Source organism: Burkholderia sp. AU45251, from assembly GCF_030482905.1.
GTDB classification, from domain to species: Bacteria; Pseudomonadota; Gammaproteobacteria; order Burkholderiales; family Burkholderiaceae; genus Burkholderia; species Burkholderia aenigmatica.
In genome coordinates this window covers 1-21485 of sequence record NZ_JAUJQH010000004.1, presented here as the reverse complement: position 1 = coordinate 21485, position 21485 = coordinate 1, and the positions used below count along the sequence as shown (strand labels likewise).

The window sequence follows — 21485 nt, the reverse complement described above, 5'->3', positions numbered from 1 at the left end:
ACGTTTTTGTGCGGTTTGATGGAGAAACGATGGAGCCGGAATGTGCCTGAATGCGTTGCGTCCCCATCGATAGCGATCCCGTCACGCCTTGGCGGAAATGGCGCTGAGCTCCTCGAGATCGAGGTCGCGCGTCAGCTCGTGCAGCGTGTGCTCGTCGATGTCGCCGGCGCGGTAGAGGCGCATGAGCTCGGCCCGTCCCGCCGCGATCAATTCCAGCACGGTATCTGCACGCGCATCGAGGTGGGGCTTGTATTCGTCGGCGTGCCGCGCGTAGCGGGCCATGTCCTCGGCCTTGTGCTTGTGAATGTCCAGAAGCATGGGGTGAACGAGTTCGCCTGCCTCGTTGTATGCCAGCTTTGCCATCAATTCATACTGCACCCTGGCGATCGCGGCCTCCGCCTCGCTCATGCTCAGGCGAGGCTTGTCGCTTTCCGGCGCCGTGAGCCCCGTCCATCGGATCACGGCGCCGAGCGACTGTCCCTGCACCAGTACGGTGGCGAGGATGACGGCAATGGCGGTGACCAGGATGAAATCGCGCCCCGGAAAACTGTCCGGCAGGCTGGCGGCGAGCGCCAGGGTGATCACCCCTCGCATGCCGGCCCAGCTCAATACCGTGGCATCGGCAAGCCCGAGCGGATGGAAGCGGGTCACGCGAAACTTCCGTAACAGGATGAGCGCGCCATCCGAGACATACACCCAGGCAAACCGCGCGAGAATGACGGAAAGAACGACGATCAGCACCGGCACACCCATCTGCGCCAGCATCGTGCCGAGCCCGTCGCCCCGCCGGATCAACTCATGCAGCGAGGATCCGATGATCAGGAAAACGAATGCCTCGAGCAGGAATATCGTGACTGTCCAGAAGCCCATGCCGTGCAGACGCGCCGACGCGCTGAGTACGCGGTGCTGGAACCCCGCACAGATGAGGCCCGTCGTCACCGTGGCGATCACCCCTGAGACGTGGAAGCGTTCGGCCAGGAGATAGGATCCCCACGCACATAGCGGGCCGGCGGCGATGACAAGGTTATCGTCGTCGAAACGGCGTGCCAGGATCACCCAGGCGCAAGCAATGACGGCACCGATCAGCATGCCGCCCACTGCCAGCAGGGCGAAGCTGCCAAGGGCTTCGGCCGGACTGAACAGCCCCGTTACGCCCGCTGCTACCGCAAAGCGAAACAGCACGAGGCCCGTCGCGTCGTTGAACAGGCTTTCGCCCTCCAGGAGGATCAGGAGGCGGCGCGGCAGTTTCACCCGTTGCAGCGCGGCGCGGGCCGAAACCGCATCCGGCGGTGCGACCAGTGCGCCCAAGGCCGCGCAAGCGGCCCAGGGCAAGGAGGGCATGAGCCAGTGGGTGACGAGGGCCACCACGACCGTCGTGAAGAGCACCGCACCAATCGCCAACGCCCCGACGCCCAGCATGTGCCGGCGCAGATGGCCGAGTGAGATTCCAATGGCGCTGTCCATCAGCAAAGGTGGCAGAAAAATCACCAGCACCAGTTCTGGATCGATATGCACTTCGGGCAGGCCGGGCAGAAGGGCGATGAAGCCGCCACCGATGATCAGTGCGACGGCGGGGGGGAGTCCGAGCTTGTGCCCGACATGGTGCAAGACAAGAATCGCGAGTAGTAGCGCGATCATTAATTCGAAAATAGCCATTGTGATGGTTTTGTTGTCAGCGCTTGGACGGTGAGCGGCCCAAGAGCGCTTCAGCCGGACGGAATGCGCAATGCGAGGCCTGGTTTCCAGGCGCCAGACAGCCTCGGCGCCCGGCTGGGAGTGGGAAGGGAGCCACTTCTATTCCGTGATCCGGGAAAAATCGATGCTGGAGATATGAATCGCGAGAATCATCGCGGACCAGTTCGTCGGTCGGCCATTCCGCACGCTCGGCCGAAAAATCTCGTCGCCCGGGTTGATGGGCATTCCGCTCGCCGCACATAACCCCGGCCGTCTGGCACATCCTTTATGCCAGTTCTGATAGCCATAATGTCCGCCGGTTGAATCCCGCCACGAAAGCACCACCGTGCTGGACGTCGGTTGATCAAGAAGATCGATCGTTGCGCTGTAGCTCGTGCGATTGCCTAAGGTCATTTTTCTGCGTAAATCAACCATGAAAGCCGTGCGCTGCCGGCTGATTCGTGATTCGTCGCTGCATGCGTCGAGTGAGTGAATCATGCGACGCCAGCGTTCCTCGGGTTCGATTTCTTCGATCCGAATCAACTTTGTGCAGCCAATCAGTGAATCATCGCTTCTTTCCAGTTCGCGAGAATCGCCATCGATTGACGAAGAGACGTTGTCCTGATTGCTCATTTCGCACCTCGTTGCACGCATTCAGTTGATCAGATCTCTGGAAAAGAAGTTTTTCCGATAATTGAATAAAAAATCAATTTTGATCTTGATTCAAGAAATAACCCGATTCAAAAACACAGGAGTCGCAGCGTGGCCGCTGGCGTGCAATGAGCGTCGGCCTGGAGTTGCAAGCCCGTTCCGCACGCCAGTCTGCCGAGGTCGACAGCCCGGCCGGCAGCAGGGCGGCGAGCATCGGATAGCTCGGCGTCTTCCTGATCGCGGCGCGATCGGGTTGTCGGTCGCAGGAGACGACGCGACAAGGAACAGGCCGTAGACGACGAACCATCCGGTCGCGATCGTCAACATGACGGCGACCATCAGGAGTCCGATGATCATCGCCATGCGCAGCCACGATCCATGCTGCGCGTTCACGGGGTGCTGCGCAGCCGGTAGCCGACGCCGCGCATCACCTCCGGCACCCCGGACGCGCCCGCGCATTCGAGCTTCTTGCGCAGCCGGCTGATATGGCTGTCGACGGTCCGCTCGAGCGCATCGACGTCGGCGAGGCAGGCGTCGATCAGTTCGCCGCGCGTGAATACGCGGTTCGGCGAGCCGGCCAGGTGGGCGAGCAGCCGGAATTCAGTCAGCGTCAGCGAGACGCCGGTTTCTCCGGTGTCCGTGCGGACCGTGGTCAGATAGCTTTGCGTATCGATTTCAAGGTTGCCGACCTTGATGACGCGTCCCGAGGCGGCCGTTTCGAAACGACGCAGGATCGCGCGGATGCGCGCGACCACCTCGGCCGGATTGAACGGCTTCGTGATGTAGTCGTCCGCGCCGAAACGCAGCCCCTGCAGGCGGTCGATTTCGCGGTCGAGCGCCGTGACGATAACGATCGGCGTGTCGATGCGGCGTCGCAGTTCGACCAGGACTTCCCAGCCGTCCTTCTTCGGCATCTTGACGTCGAGCAGGATCAGGTCGGGCTTCAGCACGGGCTGCACGTCGAGCACGGCCTGGCCGTGACCGACGCGATAGGTGCGAAAGCCGTCGTGAGCGAGGTAGGCGTCGAGTATTTCGGCGATCTCCGGATCGTCTTCGGCAATGAGTATGAGCGGGTTCATCGGTATCGCTGGAAGTGAGCGTGACCTGTAGGCAGTCTGGCGGCGCGGCACGTGCGCCGCCGGACTGCACCGTGCTTTCGGTCGTCGCGAACGGATCGGCGACGACCCGTTGCTCAGTTGTTCGCCACGTTGTTGGCGGGAGGCACGTCGGTGTCGATCAGGCCGCCACCGAGCGCCTTGTAGAGCGCGACCGCGTTGTCCAGTTCGGCATTGCGCAGATCCAGCAATGCCTGGCGCGCGGCGTACAGCTGCCGCTGCGAGTCGAGCAGTTCCAGCCGATCCTCGATGCCGGCGCGATAGCGCAGGTTCACGAGATCGGTGCGGCGCTCGGCGCTCTTGACCACCTTGGCCTGTGCGTCGATCTGGCGGCTGAAGGTCTCGCGCCCGGCGAGGCCGTCGGCCACTTCGCGGAATGCAGTCTGGATCGAGCGTTCGTACTCGACGACCGCGCTGGACTTGCGCACTTCCGCAAGCGTCAGCTCGGAACGCAGCCGGCCGCCCTGGAAGATCGGCAGCGTGACTTGCGGTGCGAAGCTCCACACGCGCTGGCCGCCGTCGAACAGGCTGCCCAGCCCGGGGCTGAGGAAGCCGATCGACGAGGTCAGCGACAGGCGCGGGAAGAACGCCGCGCGCGCGGCGCCGATGTCGGCGTTCGCGGCGACGAGATTCTGCTCGGCCTGCTGGATGTCCGGCCGGCGGTACAGCAATTCCGACGGCAGGCCGGCCGGCAGTTGCGTCATCACCGGCTGGCGCTCCAGCGACAGCGGGTCGGGCAGGTTCTTCGGCAGGTCGGTGCCGACCAGCAGCCGCAGCGCGTTGCCCGCCTGCTCGACGGCGCGCGAACGCGCTTCGAGATCGGCGCTGGCGCTCGCGACCTGGCCTTCGGCCTGCGCGATGTCGACGCCGCTCGCCTGGTTCGCTTCCTTGAGCCGGCGCGCGAGATCGAGCGACTGGCGCCAGTCGTTCAGTGTGCGTTCGGACAGCGCGCGCTGTTCCTGCGCGAGGCGCTCGGCGAAATACGCGTTGGCCACGGAGCCGACGAGTGCGATCTGCACCGCGCGGCGGCCATGATCGGTCGCGAGGTAGCGTGCGAACGCCGCATCGGACAGCGACTTCACGCGGCCGAACAGGTCGATCTCGAACGCGCTGACGCCGACGTTCACACCGTACTGGTTCTGCGTGTTCTCGAGCAGCGGCGGATTCGATTGCGAGTCGGCCGCCGTGCGCTGGCGCGTGAAGCTCGCGCCGGCGCCGATCGACGGCAGGCGCGCGGAGCGCTGGATGCCGTACTGCGCTTCGGCGGCCTGCACGTTCAGCGCAGCCAGGCGCAGGTCGCGGTTGTTGTCGAGCGCGAGCTCGATCAGGCGCTGCAGGCGACGGTCGCCGAACATCGTGCGCCAGCCGAGATCGGCCGCGTTCGCGTGCTGGTCGGCCGCGGCAGCGGTCGTATAGGCGGTCGGCACCGGCATTTCGGGCCTGACCAGCTTCGGCGCCATCGAGCACGCCGACAGCGAGAGCGCGGCGGAGACGGCCGCGGTAAGAATGAGCAATCGCATGACGTCAACCTTGTTGTTCGTGATTCACGGCCGCGGGCTTCTTGCGGGATGCCTGCCAGGCCGCGATGCGTTCCTGGATGCTCATCACGAACACGAAGAACACCGGAACGAAGAAGATGGCCAGCACGGTAGCGGTCACCATGCCGCCGAACACGCCGGTGCCGATCGCGTGCTGCGTCTCGGCGCTGGCGCCGGTCGCGATCATCAGCGGCACGACGCCGAGGCCGAACGCGAGCGAGGTCATCAGGATCGGGCGCAGGCGCAGCTTCGATGCCTGTACGGCCGCTTCGATCAGCCCCTTGCCTTCCTCGCGCAACTGCTTCGCGAACTCGACGATCAGGATCGCGTTCTTCGCGGAAAGGCCGATCACGGTGATCATCCCGACCTTGAAGAACACGTCGTTCGGCAACCCGCGCAGCAGGACCGCACCGATCGCGCCGATCAGGCCGAGCGGCACCACCAGCATCACCGACAGCGGGATCGACCAGCTTTCGTACAGCGCGGCGAGCACCAGGAACACGACGATCATCGACAGCACCATCAGCATCGGCGCCTGCGACGCCGACTGGCGTTCCTGCAGCGACTGGCCGGTCCACTCGACCGCGAAGCCCGGCGGCAGTTGCGCGGCAAGCCGTTCCATCTCGGCCATCGCGGCGCCGCTCGACTGGCCGGGGGCGGCCGTGCCGGAGAGACGCGCGGACGGATAGCCCTTGAAGCGCACCATCTGCAGCGGCGTCTCGGTCCACACCGGGCGAACCACTTCCGACAGCGGTACCATGCCGCCGGCCGCGTTGCGCACGTACAGCTTCATCACGTTGTCGATCTGCATGCGCGCGGGTGCGTCAGCCTGGATGATCACCTGCTGCATGCGGCCCGCGTTCGGGAAGTCGTTCACGTAGGTCGAACCCATCGCGGTCGACAGCGTGTCGCTGAGCGTCGTGAACGACACGCCGAGCGCCTGCGCCTTCGCGCGGTCGATCTCGAGACGGATGCTCGTGCCGGCAGGGAGACTGTCCGGGTACACGCCGGTCACGACCTTGCTTTGCGCGGCGAGTTCGAGCAGCTTGACTTCCGCTGCCTTGAGCGCCGCCGTGCCCTGGTTGGCACGGTCTTCCAGACGCATCGAGAAGCCCGAGCTGTTGCCGAGTTCGTCGATGGCCGGCGGCAGCAGGCTCATCACGGTGCCTTCGGTCACGCCGGCCATCGCCTGCTGCGCGAGCATGCTTTCCTCGATCGTCGACGAGCCGCCGCGGTTCTTCCAGTCCTTCATCACGGACCAGTTGATCGCCGCGTTCGGGCCCTGGCCCGAGAAGCCGTAGCCGATCACGGAAATGCTCGACCGGATTGCCGGACGCGAAGCAAGATGCTTCTCCAGCGTCTTGACCACGTCATGCGTACGCTCGGCGGTAGCGTCGGCGGGCAGCAGAAAGCTGGTGATGAAGTAGCCCTGGTCCTCGTTGGGCAGGAACGACGACGGCAGGCCGCGGAAGCCGAACACCAGCGCGCCCGAAATCGCGACGAACACCAGCATCACGCGACCCGTGCGGCCGACCAGGCGGCCGACGCGGGTTTCGTACCATGTCGTCAGGCGGTCGAAGCGGCGGTTGAACCAGCCGAAGAAGCCGCGCTTCTCGTGGTGGCCCGGTTCGACCGGCTTGAGCATCGTCGCGCACAGGGCCGGCGTGAGCGTCAGCGCGAGCAGCGCCGAGAACAGGATCGACACCGCCATCGACATCGTGAACTGCTTGTAGATCACGCCGACCGAGCCGCTTGCCATTGCCATCGGCAGGAACACCGCGGTCAGCACCAGCGTGACGCCGATGATCGCGCCGGTGATCTCCTTCATCGCCTTCGACGTCGCGTCCTTCGGCGACAGGCCTTCCTCGGCCATCAGGCGTTCGACGTTCTCGACGACCACGATCGCATCGTCGACGATGATGCCGATCGCGAGCACCATGCCGAACATCGTCAGCACGTTGATCGAGAAGCCGGCCATCAGCATCACCGCGAACGTGCCGAGCATCGCGACCGGTGCGACGATGGCCGGGATCAGCGTGTAGCGCACGTTCTGCAGGAACAGGTACATCACGAGGAACACGAGCACCATCGCTTCGAGCAGCGTGTGCAGCACTTTCTCGATCGAGATCTTCACGAACGGCGACGTGTCGAGCGGGATCGAGTAGGTCATCCCCGACGGCATCGACTTGCTCAGTTCGGCCATGCGCGTGCGGATCGCATCCGCGGTCTTCACCGCGTTGGCGCCCGGCGCGAGCTGCACCCCCGCGAGGGAGGCCGGCTTGTTGTTCTCGCGGCTCACGAACATGTAGTTCTGCGAGCCGAGTTCGACGCGCGCAACGTCGCCGAGCACGACCTTCGAACCGTCCGCGTTCGCGCGCAGCACGACCTTCGCGAACTCTTCCGGCGTCGTGAGCTGGCCCTGTACCGTGAGCGGCACGGTCACGCGCTGGCCATTCAGTGCGGGCAGCGCACCGAGGCTGCCCGGCGCGATCTGCACGTTCTGCTGGCCGATCGCGGTCGTCAGGTCGCTCGTCGACAGGCCGTAATTGATCAGCTTTTGCGGATCGACCCAGATGCGCATCGCGCGTTCCGAACCGAACTGCAGCACACGGCCGACGCCGTCGATTCGCCGCAGTTCCTCGGAGACGCTGCGCGCCATGTAGTCGGCGAGCGCGCCCTGGTCGAAGCGGCCGTTGTCGGAGCGCAGGCCGACGATCATCAGGAAGCCGGACGACGCGGATTCGACGATCAGCCCGTTCTGGCGTACCGCCGCGGGCAGGCGCGGCTCGACCGACTTGATCTTGTTCTGCACGTCGACCTGCGCCAGCGCCGGATCGGTGCCGGGCTTGAACGTCACGGTGATCTGCGCGGAGCCGGACGTATCGGCCGACGATTCGAAGTACAGCAGGTTCTTGACGCCGGACAGTTCGCGCTCGATGAGGCTCAGCACGCCGTCGTTCATCGTCTGCGGCGTGGCGCCCGGGTAGTTCGCGGTGATCGTGACGGACGGCGGCGCGACCGACGGGTAGCGCGCGACCGGCAGTTGCGGGATCGCGATCAGTCCGACCAGGATGATGAAGAGTGCGATCACCCACGCAAACACCGGGCGGCGGATAAAGAATTCAGCCATGACTGGAGGCTCCTCGTGGCTCAGTGCGCGGACGCGGTGGCAGCCGCGTCAGGCGACTTCCAGTCGGTTGCGGCGACCGGTGCGCCGTCGATCAGGCGTTCCATCCCTTCGACGACGACTTTCTGGCCGGCCTGCAGGCCCGACTTGATGCGATAGCTGCGGTTCGTCAGTTCGCCGACTTCGACGGCCTTCAGATGCGCGGTGCCCTTCGCGTCGAGCACCCACAGCTGCGGCTTGCCGCCGGCGCGCACGACGGCCTGTTGCGGCACCGTCACCGCGTTCGCGTAGTGCGCGCGCGGAATGCGGGCACGCACATACATGCCTGGCAGAAGCTGGCGCTTCGGGTTGTCGACCAGCACGCGCAGCAGCACGTCGCCGGTGCCCGGATCGACGTTGACGCCCGAGAACAGCATGCGGCCGCGCGCGTCGTAGCGCGTATCGTCGTCGCGCAGCACGTCGATCGGCAGCCCGTTGCCCGAGGCTTCCGGCTGGGCCGCGAGCGCGCCGCGCAGCGATTCGAGCGACGCGGCCGGCTGGCGCACGTCCACGTAGACCTGGTCGATCTGCTGGATGCGCGCCATCGGCTGGCTGTCGCTGCTCGACACCAGTGCGCCTTCGGTCACGAGAGCCTGGTCGATCCGGCCCGTGATCGGCGCCTCGACGGTCGCGAACTTCAGGTCGAGCTGGCGGCGCGCGAGCGTCGCGCGGGCCTGTGCGACGTCGGCGGCGGCCTGGTCGCGCTGCGACACGGCGTCGTCGTACACCTGGCGGCTGATCGCATCGGCCTCGACGAGCGGCTTGAAGCGCGCCGTCTGTACCTTCGCGCGTTCGAGCGCGGCCTGCGTGCGCTGCAGCGACGCGGCGGCCGTATCCATTTCGGCCTTGAACGGTGCCGGATTGATCTGGAACAGCGACTGGCCTGCACGGACTTCGGTGCCTTGCTCGAACAGCCGGCGCTGCACGATGCCGCTGACCTGCGGCCGGATCTCGGCGATCCGCACGGCCGCGACGCGGCCCGGCAGGTCTTCGCTCACGTCGAGGGGCGAAGCGGCAACGGTCATCGCAGCGACCGGCGTGGGCGGTACGGCGGCCTGCTGCTCGGAAGGCCCGCAGCCCGCCAGCATCGCCGCCACCAGCGCGCCTGCGGCGCCGTAGCAGGTTCGTTTCTGATTCTTCATGTGGACTCCATGGGACGCAGGCACCCGACGGCCCGCATTTTCGGATCGCAGTGTGCGTGCGCCCGATGGAGGTTTTTGTGCGGAAAGATGGAGGTTTGATGGAGAGGAAAGATAGGCGGGAGGGGGCGTGCCGGGCCGTCACCCTGCATCGAGGTTGACCGTTCCCATAACAGGCAACCTTCGTGCACTCCCATGAACGGCTCCCATCGGCGATGCCGACGGCGGTCGTAGCGCAAGCATGCGACGCGAGGGTTTCGGCGCTGGCCTATCCGGCTTCGCCAATGACCGCTGCCCCGCGCGCCTTCTCCGCCCGCAGTTGCCGATCGCGATCGGCCAGCCAGTCATTCCGCTCGCCGCGCCAGCCGACCGCGTGGATCCGATCCATCTGGCGAGCGGCAACGGTTGCCGCGCAGGCCAGCCCGGAGAGCGGGAGATCGAGCAGGCGCCAGTTGCCCGCATGCGGCGTATCGATTTCGCGGAATGACCCCGCGAGCGGCGCCAGCGACGCGAGCGTGGCGCCGTGTCCGCGCCCGCACGCATTCGAGATGCTGTCCAGCCGAAGCTGGTCGCGCGATACCGGATCGGCGAGCGCGCCGGTCTGCGCGATGCCCAGGCCGATCGGGCCACGCGCGATCGCGATGACGATCCAGATCCCGGCATGGCCGACCACGACATCGAGCCCGTCCAGCCGGTCGCAGCCCGCGATCGCGATATGGTCGGCATCGCGGTCGATCAGCGTCAGTTCGTCGGCCGCGCGGCCGGCCAGTGTCCCCAGGATCGCACGCAGCGCCGATCGGGCGATTGCAAAGCGGCGGGCATGCGCGCGATTGGGATGCGTCCTGACCCGCCGCAGCTCCGTCTTCGACAGGCTGAGATGACCTTGCTCGCTGGTGACGAGCTGCCATTCGCCGCGCAGTCGCCACAACAGGACCTCGCCTGCATCGGGGAGCCGCGACGGACATGACGCAAGCGTGTGCGAGCCCGTGATCGTCAGGGCGGGATAGCGCATGCCGGCCCTCGTGCCGGTGGCGAATGCAGCGCGGCGTAGCGCGCCGGCCCCGTCATGCCTGTTGTCTGGCCTGCTGTGCGTCGTTCCCCGAATGCTGCCGCGTGAGCCGCGCGGCGAGCGGCAGGGCCTGTTCGAACGACGCCACCGCATGATGCGGAATCCCGAATGCCTTGACGGCGGTTTCGCCCTGCGCGGCCACCTCGGCGCGCCGGTCGGGATCCGGTTCGACGCTGACGAGCGCCTTGCAGACGGCGCCCAGCGCGTCCTTGTTCTGCTTGAGCCAGATCGCGCGATGCTTGCGGTCGTCGTGGCTCTCGTCGGTGTCGAGCTCGATGTAGACGATGACGAATGGCTCGCCGTGGCGCATCAGCGCGTCGATCTCGCGTTCCCAGCGGGGCGCGTAGCCCGGTGTCGCGTGTTCGGCGCAAAACACGCAGACCGGAAAGAGATGGATGTCGTGCAGCGTGAAATCATTCGGATCGAGGGCGGGCATCGAGGTTTCTCCGGGGGATGAGCGACGCCGAAGCGTCGGGGCGATCGTGCGGCGGTGTTCAGGGTGCGTTCGCCGGCGTTGCGCTGGCTTGCGTGACCGGCGGCGCGTCGCGCCAGCCGACGCCGAGCGACTTGTAGAGCGCGATCGCGCCTTGCACCTGCGCGAGCCGGCTGAGTGCGAGCGCATCGCGTGCGCGGTAGGTTGCGCGCTGCGCGGTGAGCACCGACAGGTATTCGCCGAGACCGTTGCGGTACAGCCGCGTCGCACGCGATTGCGCATCCTGGCTGCTGTCGACGGCTGCCGCGAGCATGGCCTGCCGGTCGCGTGCGGCGCCGATCGCAACGAGTGCGTCCTCGACATCGCGAAACGCGCTGCGGATCCGCTGCTCGTACGCGAGCCGTGCGGCCTCGGCCGCCGCGCGCGCGGCGTCGACGCCGGCTTTCGCGCGGCCGCCGTCATACAGCGTCTGCGTGCCGTCGAGCGCGACCGACCAGGCGACGCTCGCACCCGTGAACAGGTCCTGCACGAGGCTCGCCGTCGTGCCGAGGCTCAGCGGAATCGCGAAATGCGGAAACTGTTCGGCGCGCGCGACGCCGATCTGCGCGGTCGCGGCGGCAAGCCGCCGTTCGGCGGCGCGAATGTCGGGGCGTTCGCGGATCACGTCCGACGGCAGCGTGACGGGCAGCGCGGGCGCGACCGGCAGCGTCGCGCCGGGCGCGCTCAGCGCGTCGCGCAGCGTTTCCGGAAAACCGCCGACGAGCACGCCGATCGCGTGTGCGAGCTGCGCGACGTCCCGTTGCAGCGGCGGCAGGGTCGCCTGCGCGAGCTGCAGCTCGGCACGCGCCTGCGCGACCGCGAACGACGTGCCGAGGCCGCGCCGGTTCGACTGCTCGGTCAGCCGCCGCGTGGCGTCGAGGCTCGCGACGTTGTCCATCGCGATCCGCAGCCGCTCCTGGGTCGCCCGCAGCGCTGCGTAATCCGACGCGAGCTCGGCCAGCAGGCTCACGAGGATCGCGTGGCGATCGTCGTTGAGCGCATCGATCTGCGCATCGGCCGATTCGACCGCGCGTCGCGTGCCGCCGAACAGGTCGAGCTCCCACGACGCGTCGAAGCCGAGCCGGTAGGTGCGCGACTGGCCGATGCCGGGGGAGCCGTCGAGCGCCCGCGACGAGCGCAGCGCATCGGCGTTACCGCCCGCGGTGACGGTCGGGCCGAGGCGACTCGCGATCTGGTCGCGCTCGGCGCGCGCCTGCAGCCGCCGCTGGCGTGCGATCGCGAGATCCTGGTTGTGCGCGATCGCCTGATCCACCAGCGCATCGAGCTGCGCATCGCCGAACGCGCGCCACCAGTCCTGCAACTGCGCGGGATCGGCCGGCACCGTGTCGCGCGGCGCGATCCAGCCGGGCGGATGCGCGGGCTGCGGCGCCACGTAATCGGGGCCGACCGTCGTGCACGCGGCCAGCGCGCACGTGCAGGCGGTGGCGAAGGCGCGCACGTAGCGCGTCGCGTGTAAAGGCGGGAACGGATATCGCATCGTCGCCTCCTTCACATCCATGCGTGCAGCCACGACGCGAGCCGGCCGCGCGGCGTGCGCTCGCGTCCGCGTTCGCCGACTTCGACGCTGCAGGTCATGCCTGCCGCCAGCAGGACGCCGGCCGGCACCCGGTCGATTTCGATGCGCACAGGAATGCGCTGCGCGAGCCGTACCCAGCTGAAGGTCGGGTTGACGGCCGGCAGGCCGAGCTCGTCGAGCGTGCCGTTTTCGTCCGCGATGCCGCGGCCGATGCTCGTCACGTGCCCGCTCAACAGCGGATCGAAGCCCATCAGCCGGATCGTCGCGGGTGCGTCCGTCGCGATGCGGCGCAGCTTGGTTTCCTCGAAATAGCCGGTGATCCAGAAGCTGTGCGCGTCGAGCACCGAGATGCCGGGCTTGCCTTCGACTGCGTAGTCGCCGTGACGCAGGCGCAGCTGCGTCACGTAGCCGTCGACCGGCGAGCGCAGCGTCGTGCGTTCGAGGTCGAGCTTCGCGACGTCGAGCGCGGCCAGCGCCTTGCGGTGCTCGGCCTGCGCGATCGCCACCGCGCGGCCCGAGCGCTGGATGTCCTCGCGCGGCACGAGATCGTCGAGGCCGGTTCGCCGCTGTGCTTCGTCGCGCTTCTGGCGCATCGTCTCGGCGGTCGCGGCGACCTGCGCTTCCGCCTGCTCCACCGCCAGCGCGAAGCGCTGCGGATCGATCCGGTACAGCACGTCGCCTTTCGCGACGCGCTGGTTGTCGATCACCGCGACTTCGACGACGGTGCCCGACACTTCGGGCGCGATCCGCACGACGTGCGCGCTCACGCGCGCGTCGCGCGTCCACGGCGCGAGGACGTACGCATGCCAGAGTGCGGCGACCAGCACGATCGCGACGGCCACCGTGGCGAGTGTCAGCAGGGAGCGGGTGAGGGGTTTGAGCGACATGACGCGATACGTTCCGACGAAGGCTAGAAGTAGAGGATCAGCGTGGCGACCAGCACGAGCGAAATCGCGAACTCGAACAACGCTGGATGCCACACGCGGCGCAGCACGCCGAGCCGGGCGAGCAGCGCGCGCACGGCCATGTAGAGCGGCACGGTCGCGCACGCATAGACGAAGAACGGCGGCAGGTAGATGCCGGCCAGCGGGAATTCACTGAGCATCGCGGGCGCGCTCCGGAACGGTGGTGAAATAGGCGGCGTACGTGTGCAGCAGCACGTAGACGTCGGCGAACGCGGCCATCAGCCACTTCAGTTCGGTATTGCCCGGCTGCGAGGCGACGAGGCCGGCGAGGGCGTGCGCGGCGCGCCGTGCATGCCGGGCCGCGTGCTTCGGGGCGGCCGCGTGCCGCGCGAGGCCGGCAAGCCCGGCGCGCACGCACCGTTGCGCGGTATCGGGCAGGTCGTCGCGCGCGGCGCCGCGGCGGATCCGCAGCAGCTCCTTGCCGACGTGCAGCGCCGCAAGTGCCTCGATGCTCGCCTGTGTCATCGCGGCCGGCTGGCCGGCGAGCAGCGCGCCGAGCTGCGCGATGCGGTGCTGCTGGCGCTGCTGCCAGTCCGCCCCCGTGACGCGCCTGCCGGCCACGAGCGCGAGCGTGTCGTCGCGGATCGTGCGGCGCAGCCGCGTGGCATCGGTGGCCAGGTTGCGTGGCAGGATCAACCGGAACGTGAGCAGCGTGAGGAACGTGGCGAGTACCCACGCGACCGACTGGTTGAGGAACAGCGCGACGTCGGGGCGGAACGGATTGGTCGCGCCGGTCAGCGTGTTGAACGCGACGAGATAGGCCAGCCCGGCGAGCGCGGTCTTCGGCACGCTCGTCGCGTAGATGCCCGGCATCCAGAACAGCGCGAGCGCGACGACGAGCAAGGGAAAACCTTCGATGCGCGGCAGGATGCCGAACGCACACACGAACGCCGCCGGTACGGCCAGGACCGTGCCCTTGATGAGCGCCTGTGCGGCAGCGGCCGGGTTGCCGGCGGTCGCGAGCAGCGCGCAGTACGGTGCGACGACGAGCAGCATCATGTCGCCCTGGTTCCAGCCGGTCACGAGCCAGAATGCGCCGGCAATCACGATCGCGCAGGCCGAGCGCACGCCGTTGCGCAGGGCCGCGCCCGTGTCGCGGTGAAAGCGCACCCGTGCGGGCCGATGGCCTGGCCGCGGGCGCTGCAGTTCGACGAGCCCGTTCAGCGCCGCACGGTAGTCGTCGATCTGTTCGATCAACCGCTCGCCGGCGATCAGCAACGCCGCCTCGACGCGCGGATTGCCGAGCGTGATGCCTTCGAGGGCGTCGCGCAGGCGTTCGCGCGCATCGGCCAGCAATGCAAGCGCGCGCGCCGCACCGCCGGGGCCGTCGCCCAATGCGTCGGCGGCGGCCTGCCACGCAGCCGCGAGACGCGGCTGCAGCGCCGCGACCGCGCGCGCGCCGGGACTGTCGGGCGGCAGTGGCGGCATGCCGCCCGCGAGTGCGCCGAACAGCGACGCCATGCCGTGCCGCACGGCGGCCGCGCGTTGCGCGAGATCTTCCGATTCGGCCTTGCCGAGCGCGAGCAGATCGTCGATGCCGTAGATGCCGGCGAACAGCGCGTGCCGCTTGGCGTCGGCGGGCTCCGCCGCGAGGCCTTTGCGTTGCGTGGCGATGACCCGCGCGACGTCGGCCGTGACGCGCGTCACCAGCGCTTCCAGTTTCGCGCGCACGTCGCGCGTGCCGAGCAGCATCGACACGAGGCTCAGGCACAGCACGCCGATCACGACCGTCGAGCCGCGCCCGATCACGTGCTCGAAGGTCAGCTCGGGATGCTGCATCGCGCCGTAGGTCGCGAGGCCGATCGTGTAGCCGGCCACCACGGTGCCCGACGCGCGGAAGTGCCGCAGCAGCGTCATGCCCGCGACGCAGACGCCGAGCCAGAACGCGAAGCCGAGGATGAACAGCAGCGGCTGCTGCGCGAAGCAGCCCATCAGCACGAACGCGACGACCATCCCGGCGATCGTGCCGACCACGCGCCACACGCCCTTGCCGATCACGGCGCCCTGGACGGGGTTGATCACGAGCAGCACCGTCGACGCCGCCGAGTACGGTGTTTCCAGTGCGAGCAGGTACGCGACGCCGAGCGCGAGCGCGGCGGCGATGACCGAGCGCACGACATACGCGCCACGCGGCGTAAAAATGTCGATGCGCGCGATCAACGCCGCGGCCGCGCGGTTCAGGCGGCTGGGCGGCGCGACGGCGCGCGTCTGATCTGCTGCGTCGTGCACTGCGCTCGCTCCGTGAGAAAGGACGAAGCCAGTCTACGGTCGAGCCATGGATGCGGAACAGTGACGTCTTTGCACTCGACGAGTGCGTGCGACGCATGCGTCATGCGTGCGCCGGATGCAGTGCCGGCTGGCCGGTGCACAGCCCGCGCACGACACGCCGCAACCACTGGTGCGCGGGGTCGCTCTGGAAGCGCGGATGCCACGCCTGCGTGATCAGCACGGTTTCGAGCGGCACCGGCAGTTCGAACGTGCGCACGCCGAGCCCGGCCTGCACCGCGCCGCGCGCGAGATGCTCGGGCAGCGGCAGGATCAGGTCCGACGCCTGCAGTGCGAAGATCGCCGCATATGGCGTCGGCACGACGAGCAGCACGTGCCGCGCGAGCCCGCGCGCGGCGAGCGCGTCGTCGATCGGCCCCGCCGACTTGCCGCGCCGCGACACGCCGATATGCGGCCAACGTGCGAAGCGCTCGGGCGTGATGTCGTCGTCGAAGATCGGGTGGTCGTGGCGCGCGAGACCGACGAAGGTCGTCGTGAACAGCGGCTGTACGCGAATCTCCGGCCCGAGGCGGCGCGACGCGCTGATGAACAGGTCGATGCGGCCGCTGCGCAATGCGTCGTCGTCGAGGTCGTCTTCCTCGGGCATGAGGCGCAGCATCGCGCGCGGCATCCGGCGCACCATCTCGTCGAGCAGGCCGCTGCTGTGCAGGCCGACGAAGATGTCGTTCGCACGCACGTTGAACTGCTTGTCGAGCGTGCCGAGATCGGTTTCCGCGGACGGGGCGAGCAATTGCGACGCGCGCTCGACGGTTTCGCGGACGATACCGCGCAGTTCGAGCGCGCGCGGTGTCGGCACCATCTTGCGGCCGGCCTGCACGAAGATCGGGTCGCCGACCGTTTCGCGGATGCGCGCGAGCGTGCGGCTCATCGCGGGCGGGCTGAGGTTCATGCGGCGTGCGGCGCCGACGACGCTGCCTTCTTCGAGCAGTGCGTCGAGTGCAATCAGCAGGTTCAGGTCGGGTGCCATCGGCTTCTCCGTTTCATCGCGTGCACGCCGCGCAATGGTCGTGCGGGATGTGCGCGCGTAGCGTGACTGCAGCGTACGCAACGATTGCGCGTGGCATCACGCGTGACGCACGCATCGGTGGTGCCATTGCCCGGTGCCGGCATCGGGGGGCGGCAAACACGCCGGGCTTCGGCGCCTGCCCGTCGTGGTCGACCGCCGGGCAGGCAAGGCATGCCGGACTTCATGGAAATCTCGTGCATCGATGTGCCGCCGTCGTCAGCAAAAGGGAAGCGGTGCCGCGTCGAATGCCTTCCCCAAGCGGGGAGACAGGGAAATTCGCAATGTGCCGGTGCGAATGATCCAATCATGGGATGACTGGATCATTCGAATCTTACATGATGCAAGATCGGCCGCAAGTGTTGCCCGGTTGTCTGGGGTAGTTTCACCCGCAAGCGGGCGCGCCGGGATCGGTCCGCGCCGGACAGGCGGAGTGACGTGATCGCGGCCGTCGCCGCGTCGCGCGGGGCGGGCCCGTCAGTCGGCGGGCGTCTCGTGGGGCTCGTGCGTCTCGAGCCAGGTCATCTGTGGCTTGAGGATCGCAAGGGTTGCGCGAACCGCCTTGTTCTCGTCGCGCTGCTCGATCGCGTCGAGCAATGCCTGGTGCGCCTGCAGGTCCGGCTCGGGAATCGCGGCCTTGTCGAGTTCGACGAGGACGTCCTCGATGTTCGCGAGGATCGACCCCGAAAAGTAGCGATACAACGCTTCGAGCGCGTGATTGTGCGACGCGGCGGCCACGGCGATGTGAAACGCGCGGTCGCGCTCGACGAACTTCTTCACGTCGCGCGACGCTTCGCGCTCGCCGCGCGCTTTCAGCAGCTTGCGCAGCGTCGCGAGATCCGCGTCGGTGCGCCGGCGTGCCGCGTAGCGCGCGCACTCCGTTTCGAGCATGCATTGCAGCTCGAGATGGTCGCCGCGCGCGGCGCGATCGACGTTGCGCATCGTGTCGGCCGGATCGACATTGCGCCGCACATAGGTGCCGTCGCCCTGGCGCACGTCGAGCACGCCGGAATACGCGAGCGTGCGAACGGCCTCGCGCACCGTGTTGCGTCCGACCTCGAGCTGTTTCGCGAGATCGAGCTCGGTCGGAATGCGCTGACCGACCTGCCAGATGCCGGAAGTGATATTGGATTTGAGGATTTCGATTGCCGATTCGACGAGCGAGTGTCGGGTGGCCGGGGGCAGGATGGACATGCGTGTTATGTGTCGCTTGGAATCGAAGAGTGCCGCCATCCTATCATCCGGTCATTCGTTCATTCCCGCGCGATCTCACGCCGTCTGAAACTCGTGCCGGTAGGCGAATAAACCCGGTAGCAGAACGCGCCGAACAGCGACGTGATCACGGCCAGCACGGCCAGCCACGTGACGCCCGCGTTGACGGTCGCCTCGAGCACGGCGAGCTTCGCGTAGAAGCCGACGGTCGGCGGGATGCCTGCCAGCGAGAACATCGTGACCATCATCACGAACGCGAACACCGGGTGGCGCTTGTTGCGGCCCTTGAAGTTGTCGATCGTTTCGGCTTCGAAATCGCGGCGCGCGAGCAGCATCACCACGCCGAACGAGCCGAGCGTCGTGATCAGGTAGACGATCGCGTAGAACATCGCCGAGCTGTATGCGTTCGCCGGTGCAGCCGCGTCGCCCTTCACGATGCCCGCGAGCAGGCCGAGCAGCACGAAGCCCATGTTCGAGATCGCCGAGTAAGCGAGCATCCGCTCGATGTTGCGCTGGACGATCCGGCCGCCGGCAGGAATGCATCGCTCCGGCATGCGGTGCGGGTTCCGGCCGGCGGTGACGATGGGAGGGGCGGCAGCGTCGTGCTCGATGACTTGCGATGCAGAATTTGAGGGCTCTCCGACCCCGATGTGACCGCTTTCGCCGTGGGCGCGTCCCCGCTTCCGGCCGGAATCGCCTGCCGGCACGCGGCACGTGCGGCGGAACAAGAGACGCCGGCGGCCCGGAAGCCACCGCTCGCCCCCGGCAACCCTGGCTCCGATCGCCCCGGCGTGGCACGCCGATTGCTCGCCAAATTCCCGAAACCGCCAAACCCGACTCCGGTCAAACCCGCATCCAGCCGGCCGCTTCCGGCCTTGCCCCCGCATCCCGTGGCCGATTTTGTCACCAGGTGGGCCGGATATGACAATAAGAATCGACCGCCACGGCATTACGATGGCTTACGTCGTCGCCTGGGTCTGAGCCGGTTTCACCGCATCGCGCCCTGTAGCGCCCCTCAAATACCGTCTGATTGGAACATCGACCATGAGCTATAACGCCCCCGTCAAGGACATGCTGTTCGTGCTGAAGGAACTGGCCGGCATCGACGCCGTTGCACAGTTGCCGGGCTTCGAGGATGCCGGTTACGACACGGCGCAGGCCGTGCTCGACGAGTCCGCGAAGTTCTGCGGCGAGGTGCTGGCCCCGCTGAACGTCGAAGGCGACCGCAACCCGAGCAGCTGGAAGGACGGCGTCGTGACCGCGACGCCGGGCTTCGGCGAAGCGTTCCGCCAGTTTGTCGAAGGCGGCTGGCAGGGGCTGCAGCATCCGTCCGAATACGACGGCCAGGGGCTGCCGAAGCTGATCGCGACGCCGTGCATCGAGATGCTGAACGCATCGAACCTGTCGTTCGCGCTGTGTCCGCTGTTGACCGACGGCGCGATCGAAGCGCTGCTGACGGCCGGCACCGACGAGCAGAAGCAGCGCTATGTGCCGAAGCTGATCTCGGGCGAATGGACCGGCACGATGAACCTGACCGAGCCGCAGGCGGGCTCGGATCTCGCGCTGGTGCGCTCGCGCGCCGAGCCGCAGGGCGACGGCACCTACAAGGTGTTCGGCACGAAAATCTTCATCACGTGGGGCGAGCACGACATGGCGGACAACATCGTCCACCTGGTGCTGGCCCGCACGCCGAACGCGCCGGAAGGCGTGAAGGGCATCTCGCTGTTCATCGTGCCGAAGTTCCTGGTCAACGAAGACGGCTCGCTGGGCGCGCGCAACGACGTGCACTGCGTGTCGATCGAGCACAAGCTCGGGATCAAGGCGAGCCCGACGGCGGTGCTGCAGTATGGTGATCACGGCGGCGCGATCGGCTACCTGATCGGCGAAGAAAACCGCGGCCTCGAATACATGTTCATCATGATGAACGCGGCGCGCTTCGGCGTCGGGATGCAGGGCATCGGCGTGGCCGACCGTGCGTACCAGAAGGCTGCGGAATTCGCGAAGGAACGCGTGCAGAGCCGCCCGGTGGACGGTTCGGCCAAGCAGTCGGTGACGATCATCCATCACCCGGACGTACGCCGCATGCTCGGCACGATGCGTGCGCTGACCGAAGGCGCACGGGCGCTGGCCTACGTGGCCGCTGCGCACAGTGACATTGCCCACCGCCATTCGGACGAGGCGACGCGTGACCGTCATCAGGCAATCTACGAGTATCTGGTGCCGGTGGTGAAGGGCTGGAGCACGGAGATGGTGAACGACGTGGCGAGCCTGGGTGTGCAGGTGCACGGCGGGATGGGCTTCATCGAGGAGACGGGCGCGGCGCAGTACTACCGCGATGCACGGATCCTGGCGATCTACGAAGGCACGACGGCGATCCAGGCGAACGACCTGGTCGGCCGCAAGACGATGCGCGACGGTGGCGCGGTGGCGAAGGCGCTGATCGCGGAGATCGGCGAGACGGTGGCGGCGCTGGGCAAGCTGGACGGCGCGGCGGCTGCATCGGTGAAGGCGCAGCTGGAGAAGGGCGCGAAGGCGCTGTCGTCGGTGGTCGATTACGTGGTGGCGAACGTGAAGCAGGACCCGAACGCGGTGTTCGCGGGCAGCGTGCCGTACCTGAAGCTGGCGGGCGTGGTGCTGTGCGGGTGGCAGATGGGCCGCGCACTGGTGGCCGCGCAGGCGAACCGCGCAAGCGACCCGGCGTTCTTCGATGCGAAGATCGCGATCGCGCAATGTTATGCGGAGCTCGTGCTGGTGCAGGCGGGCGCGCTCGAAGCGTCGATCGTCGGCACGAAGGGCAACGAGGGCGTGCTCGCGTTGACGGAAGACCAGTTCTGACCGGCTGACGGTCGGGACGCAGGAGGAGACAGGATTTTGACCACACAGGACTTGCTCGCGCAGTATGGCCCGCGCGAATCGATGGAATACGACGTCGTGATCGTCGGCGGCGGCCCTGCCGGGCTGTCGGCAGCGATCCGGCTCAAGCAGCTGGCCGCCGAGAAAGGCACCGAGATCGGCGTGTGCGTGCTCGAGAAGGGTTCCGAGATCGGCGCGCACATCCTGTCGGGCGCGGTGATGGACCCGCGCGCGATCAACGAACTGTTCCCCGACTGGAAGGAACGCGGTGCACCGCTCGACGTCGAGGTGACGGAAGACCGCTTCCTGTTTCTGTCCGAGAAGAGCGCCGTCACCACGCCGAACTGGGCGCTGCCCGCCAACTTCCAGAACCACGGCAACTACGTGATTTCGCTGGGCAACGTCACGCGCTGGCTTGGGGCACAGGCCGAGGCCCTGGGCGTCGAGATCTTCCCCGGCTTCCCCGCTGCCGAGATCCTGTACAACGACGACGGCTCCGTGAAGGGCGTCGCGACCGGCAACATGGGCGTGGGCAAGGACGGCGAGCCGACCGAGAACTTCCAGCTCGGTATGGAACTGCACGCGAAGTACACGCTGTTCGCCGAAGGCTGCCGCGGCCACCTCGGCCGCCAGCTGATCTCGAAGTTCAAGCTCGACGCGAACGCGGATCCGCAGGCCTACGGGATCGGCATCAAGGAGCTGTGGGAGATCGACCCGGCGAAGCACAAGCCGGGCCTCGTGATCCACACGGCCGGCTGGCCGCTGAAGTCCGATACGTACGGCGGCTCGTTCCTGTATCACATGG

Annotated in this window: 16 protein-coding genes and 1 pseudogene; 2 read left to right on the top strand and 15 right to left on the bottom strand. The window is 67.4% G+C overall.

The genetic code is table 11. The features are described 5' to 3' along the window. Positions 1-81: 81 nt before the first annotated feature. The 15 genes and pseudogenes from QZM67_RS11605 to QZM67_RS11535 all read right to left on the bottom strand — a co-directional run. A complete protein-coding gene (locus QZM67_RS11605) occupies positions 82-1656 on the bottom strand; it encodes a Na+/H+ antiporter (protein WP_301802920.1) in 1575 nt (524 codons plus the stop codon). A 138-nt stretch (positions 1657-1794) separates the two neighbouring features. Next, entirely contained in the window at positions 1795-2307 is a 513-nt protein-coding gene (locus tag QZM67_RS11600) for a DUF3331 domain-containing protein (RefSeq protein ID WP_301802917.1), read from the bottom strand. 407 nt (positions 2308-2714) lie between these two features. Then, positions 2715-3404, bottom strand: a complete 690-nt coding sequence (locus tag QZM67_RS11595) for a response regulator (RefSeq protein ID WP_301802915.1) — start codon at positions 3402-3404, stop codon at positions 2715-2717. 113 nt (positions 3405-3517) lie between these two features. Beyond that, positions 3518-4960 (bottom strand): efflux transporter outer membrane subunit, encoded by a 1443-nt coding sequence (locus QZM67_RS11590; RefSeq protein ID WP_301802913.1) that lies wholly within the window; start codon positions 4958-4960, stop codon positions 3518-3520. A 4-nt stretch (positions 4961-4964) separates the two neighbouring features. Then, positions 4965-8108 (bottom strand): efflux RND transporter permease subunit, encoded by a 3144-nt coding sequence (locus QZM67_RS11585; protein WP_301802911.1) that lies wholly within the window; start codon positions 8106-8108, stop codon positions 4965-4967. 20 nt (positions 8109-8128) lie between these two features. Further along, complete coding sequence (locus QZM67_RS11580) at positions 8129-9286, bottom strand: efflux RND transporter periplasmic adaptor subunit (RefSeq protein ID WP_301802908.1); 1158 nt, start codon at positions 9284-9286, stop codon at positions 8129-8131. 265 nt (positions 9287-9551) lie between these two features. Beyond that, positions 9552-10295, bottom strand: a complete 744-nt coding sequence (locus tag QZM67_RS11575; RefSeq protein WP_301802905.1) for a hypothetical protein — start codon at positions 10293-10295, stop codon at positions 9552-9554. Positions 10296-10347: 52 nt separating this feature from the next. Further along, positions 10348-10788, bottom strand: coding sequence for a hypothetical protein (locus tag QZM67_RS11570; protein ID WP_301802902.1), 441 nt, complete (start codon positions 10786-10788; stop codon positions 10348-10350). A gap of 58 nt (positions 10789-10846) precedes the next feature. Next, positions 10847-12322 (bottom strand): efflux transporter outer membrane subunit, encoded by a 1476-nt coding sequence (locus QZM67_RS11565; RefSeq protein ID WP_301802897.1) that lies wholly within the window; start codon positions 12320-12322, stop codon positions 10847-10849. Positions 12323-12333: 11 nt separating this feature from the next. Continuing rightward, positions 12334-13248 carry an HlyD family secretion protein gene (locus QZM67_RS11560; protein WP_043185806.1) on the bottom strand — a complete coding sequence of 305 codons (915 nt, stop codon included), beginning with the start codon at positions 13246-13248 and terminating at the stop codon, positions 12334-12336. Between the two features lie 23 nt (positions 13249-13271). Next, entirely contained in the window at positions 13272-13466 is a 195-nt protein-coding gene (locus QZM67_RS11555) for a DUF1656 domain-containing protein (RefSeq protein ID WP_089429479.1), read from the bottom strand. After that, on the bottom strand, positions 13456-15555 hold the full coding sequence (locus QZM67_RS11550) for an FUSC family protein (protein WP_301802893.1): 2100 nt from the start codon (positions 15553-15555) through the stop codon (positions 13456-13458). The genes QZM67_RS11555 and QZM67_RS11550 overlap by 11 nt, the downstream gene beginning before the upstream one ends. 100 nt (positions 15556-15655) lie before the next feature. Further along, positions 15656-16579 carry a LysR family transcriptional regulator gene (locus QZM67_RS11545; RefSeq protein ID WP_301802891.1) on the bottom strand — a complete coding sequence of 308 codons (924 nt, stop codon included), beginning with the start codon at positions 16577-16579 and terminating at the stop codon, positions 15656-15658. A gap of 513 nt (positions 16580-17092) precedes the next feature. Beyond that, the gene (locus QZM67_RS11540) at positions 17093-17809 is read right to left on the bottom strand and encodes a FadR/GntR family transcriptional regulator (protein ID WP_301802890.1); all 717 of its coding nucleotides are present in this window, start codon (positions 17807-17809) and stop codon (positions 17093-17095) included. 122 nt (positions 17810-17931) lie between these two features. Then, positions 17932-18348, bottom strand: a pseudogene (locus QZM67_RS11535) (proton-conducting transporter membrane subunit); the annotation flags it as partial. Between the two features lie 523 nt (positions 18349-18871). On the opposite strand from QZM67_RS11535, the gene QZM67_RS11530 reads away from it, so the two are divergent. Together QZM67_RS11530 and QZM67_RS11525 are read left to right on the top strand one after the other, a co-directional pair. After that, positions 18872-20662: an acyl-CoA dehydrogenase gene (locus tag QZM67_RS11530; protein ID WP_301802889.1), complete on the top strand. Its 1791-nt coding sequence runs from the start codon at positions 18872-18874 to the stop codon at positions 20660-20662. 36 nt (positions 20663-20698) lie between these two features. Beyond that, positions 20699-21485: NAD(P)/FAD-dependent oxidoreductase (locus QZM67_RS11525; protein ID WP_301802885.1), on the top strand; the 787-nt coding region annotated here is incomplete at its 3' end.

Excerpts from the sequence above, each read along its gene's own strand:
- QZM67_RS11605 (WP_301802920.1), bottom strand. The coding sequence starts at position 1,656 with ATGGCTATTTTCGAATTAATGATCGCGCTACTACTCGCGATTCTTGTC.
- QZM67_RS11600 (WP_301802917.1), bottom strand. The coding sequence starts at position 2,307 with ATGAGCAATCAGGACAACGTCTCTTCGTCAATCGATGGCGATTCTCGC.
- QZM67_RS11595 (WP_301802915.1), bottom strand. The coding sequence starts at position 3,404 with ATGAACCCGCTCATACTCATTGCCGAAGACGATCCGGAGATCGCCGAA.
- QZM67_RS11590 (WP_301802913.1), bottom strand. The coding sequence starts at position 4,960 with ATGCGATTGCTCATTCTTACCGCGGCCGTCTCCGCCGCGCTCTCGCTG.
- QZM67_RS11585 (WP_301802911.1), bottom strand. The coding sequence starts at position 8,108 with ATGGCTGAATTCTTTATCCGCCGCCCGGTGTTTGCGTGGGTGATCGCA.
- QZM67_RS11580 (WP_301802908.1), bottom strand. The coding sequence starts at position 9,286 with ATGAAGAATCAGAAACGAACCTGCTACGGCGCCGCAGGCGCGCTGGTG.
- QZM67_RS11575 (WP_301802905.1), bottom strand. The coding sequence starts at position 10,295 with ATGCGCTATCCCGCCCTGACGATCACGGGCTCGCACACGCTTGCGTCA.
- QZM67_RS11570 (WP_301802902.1), bottom strand. The coding sequence starts at position 10,788 with ATGCCCGCCCTCGATCCGAATGATTTCACGCTGCACGACATCCATCTC.
- QZM67_RS11565 (WP_301802897.1), bottom strand. The coding sequence starts at position 12,322 with ATGCGATATCCGTTCCCGCCTTTACACGCGACGCGCTACGTGCGCGCC.
- QZM67_RS11560 (WP_043185806.1), bottom strand. The coding sequence starts at position 13,248 with ATGTCGCTCAAACCCCTCACCCGCTCCCTGCTGACACTCGCCACGGTG.
- QZM67_RS11555 (WP_089429479.1), bottom strand. The coding sequence starts at position 13,466 with ATGCTCAGTGAATTCCCGCTGGCCGGCATCTACCTGCCGCCGTTCTTC.
- QZM67_RS11545 (WP_301802891.1), bottom strand. The coding sequence starts at position 16,579 with ATGGCACCCGACCTGAACCTGCTGATTGCACTCGACGCACTGCTCGAA.
- QZM67_RS11540 (WP_301802890.1), bottom strand. The coding sequence starts at position 17,809 with ATGTCCATCCTGCCCCCGGCCACCCGACACTCGCTCGTCGAATCGGCA.
- QZM67_RS11530 (WP_301802889.1), top strand. The coding sequence starts at position 18,872 with ATGAGCTATAACGCCCCCGTCAAGGACATGCTGTTCGTGCTGAAGGAA.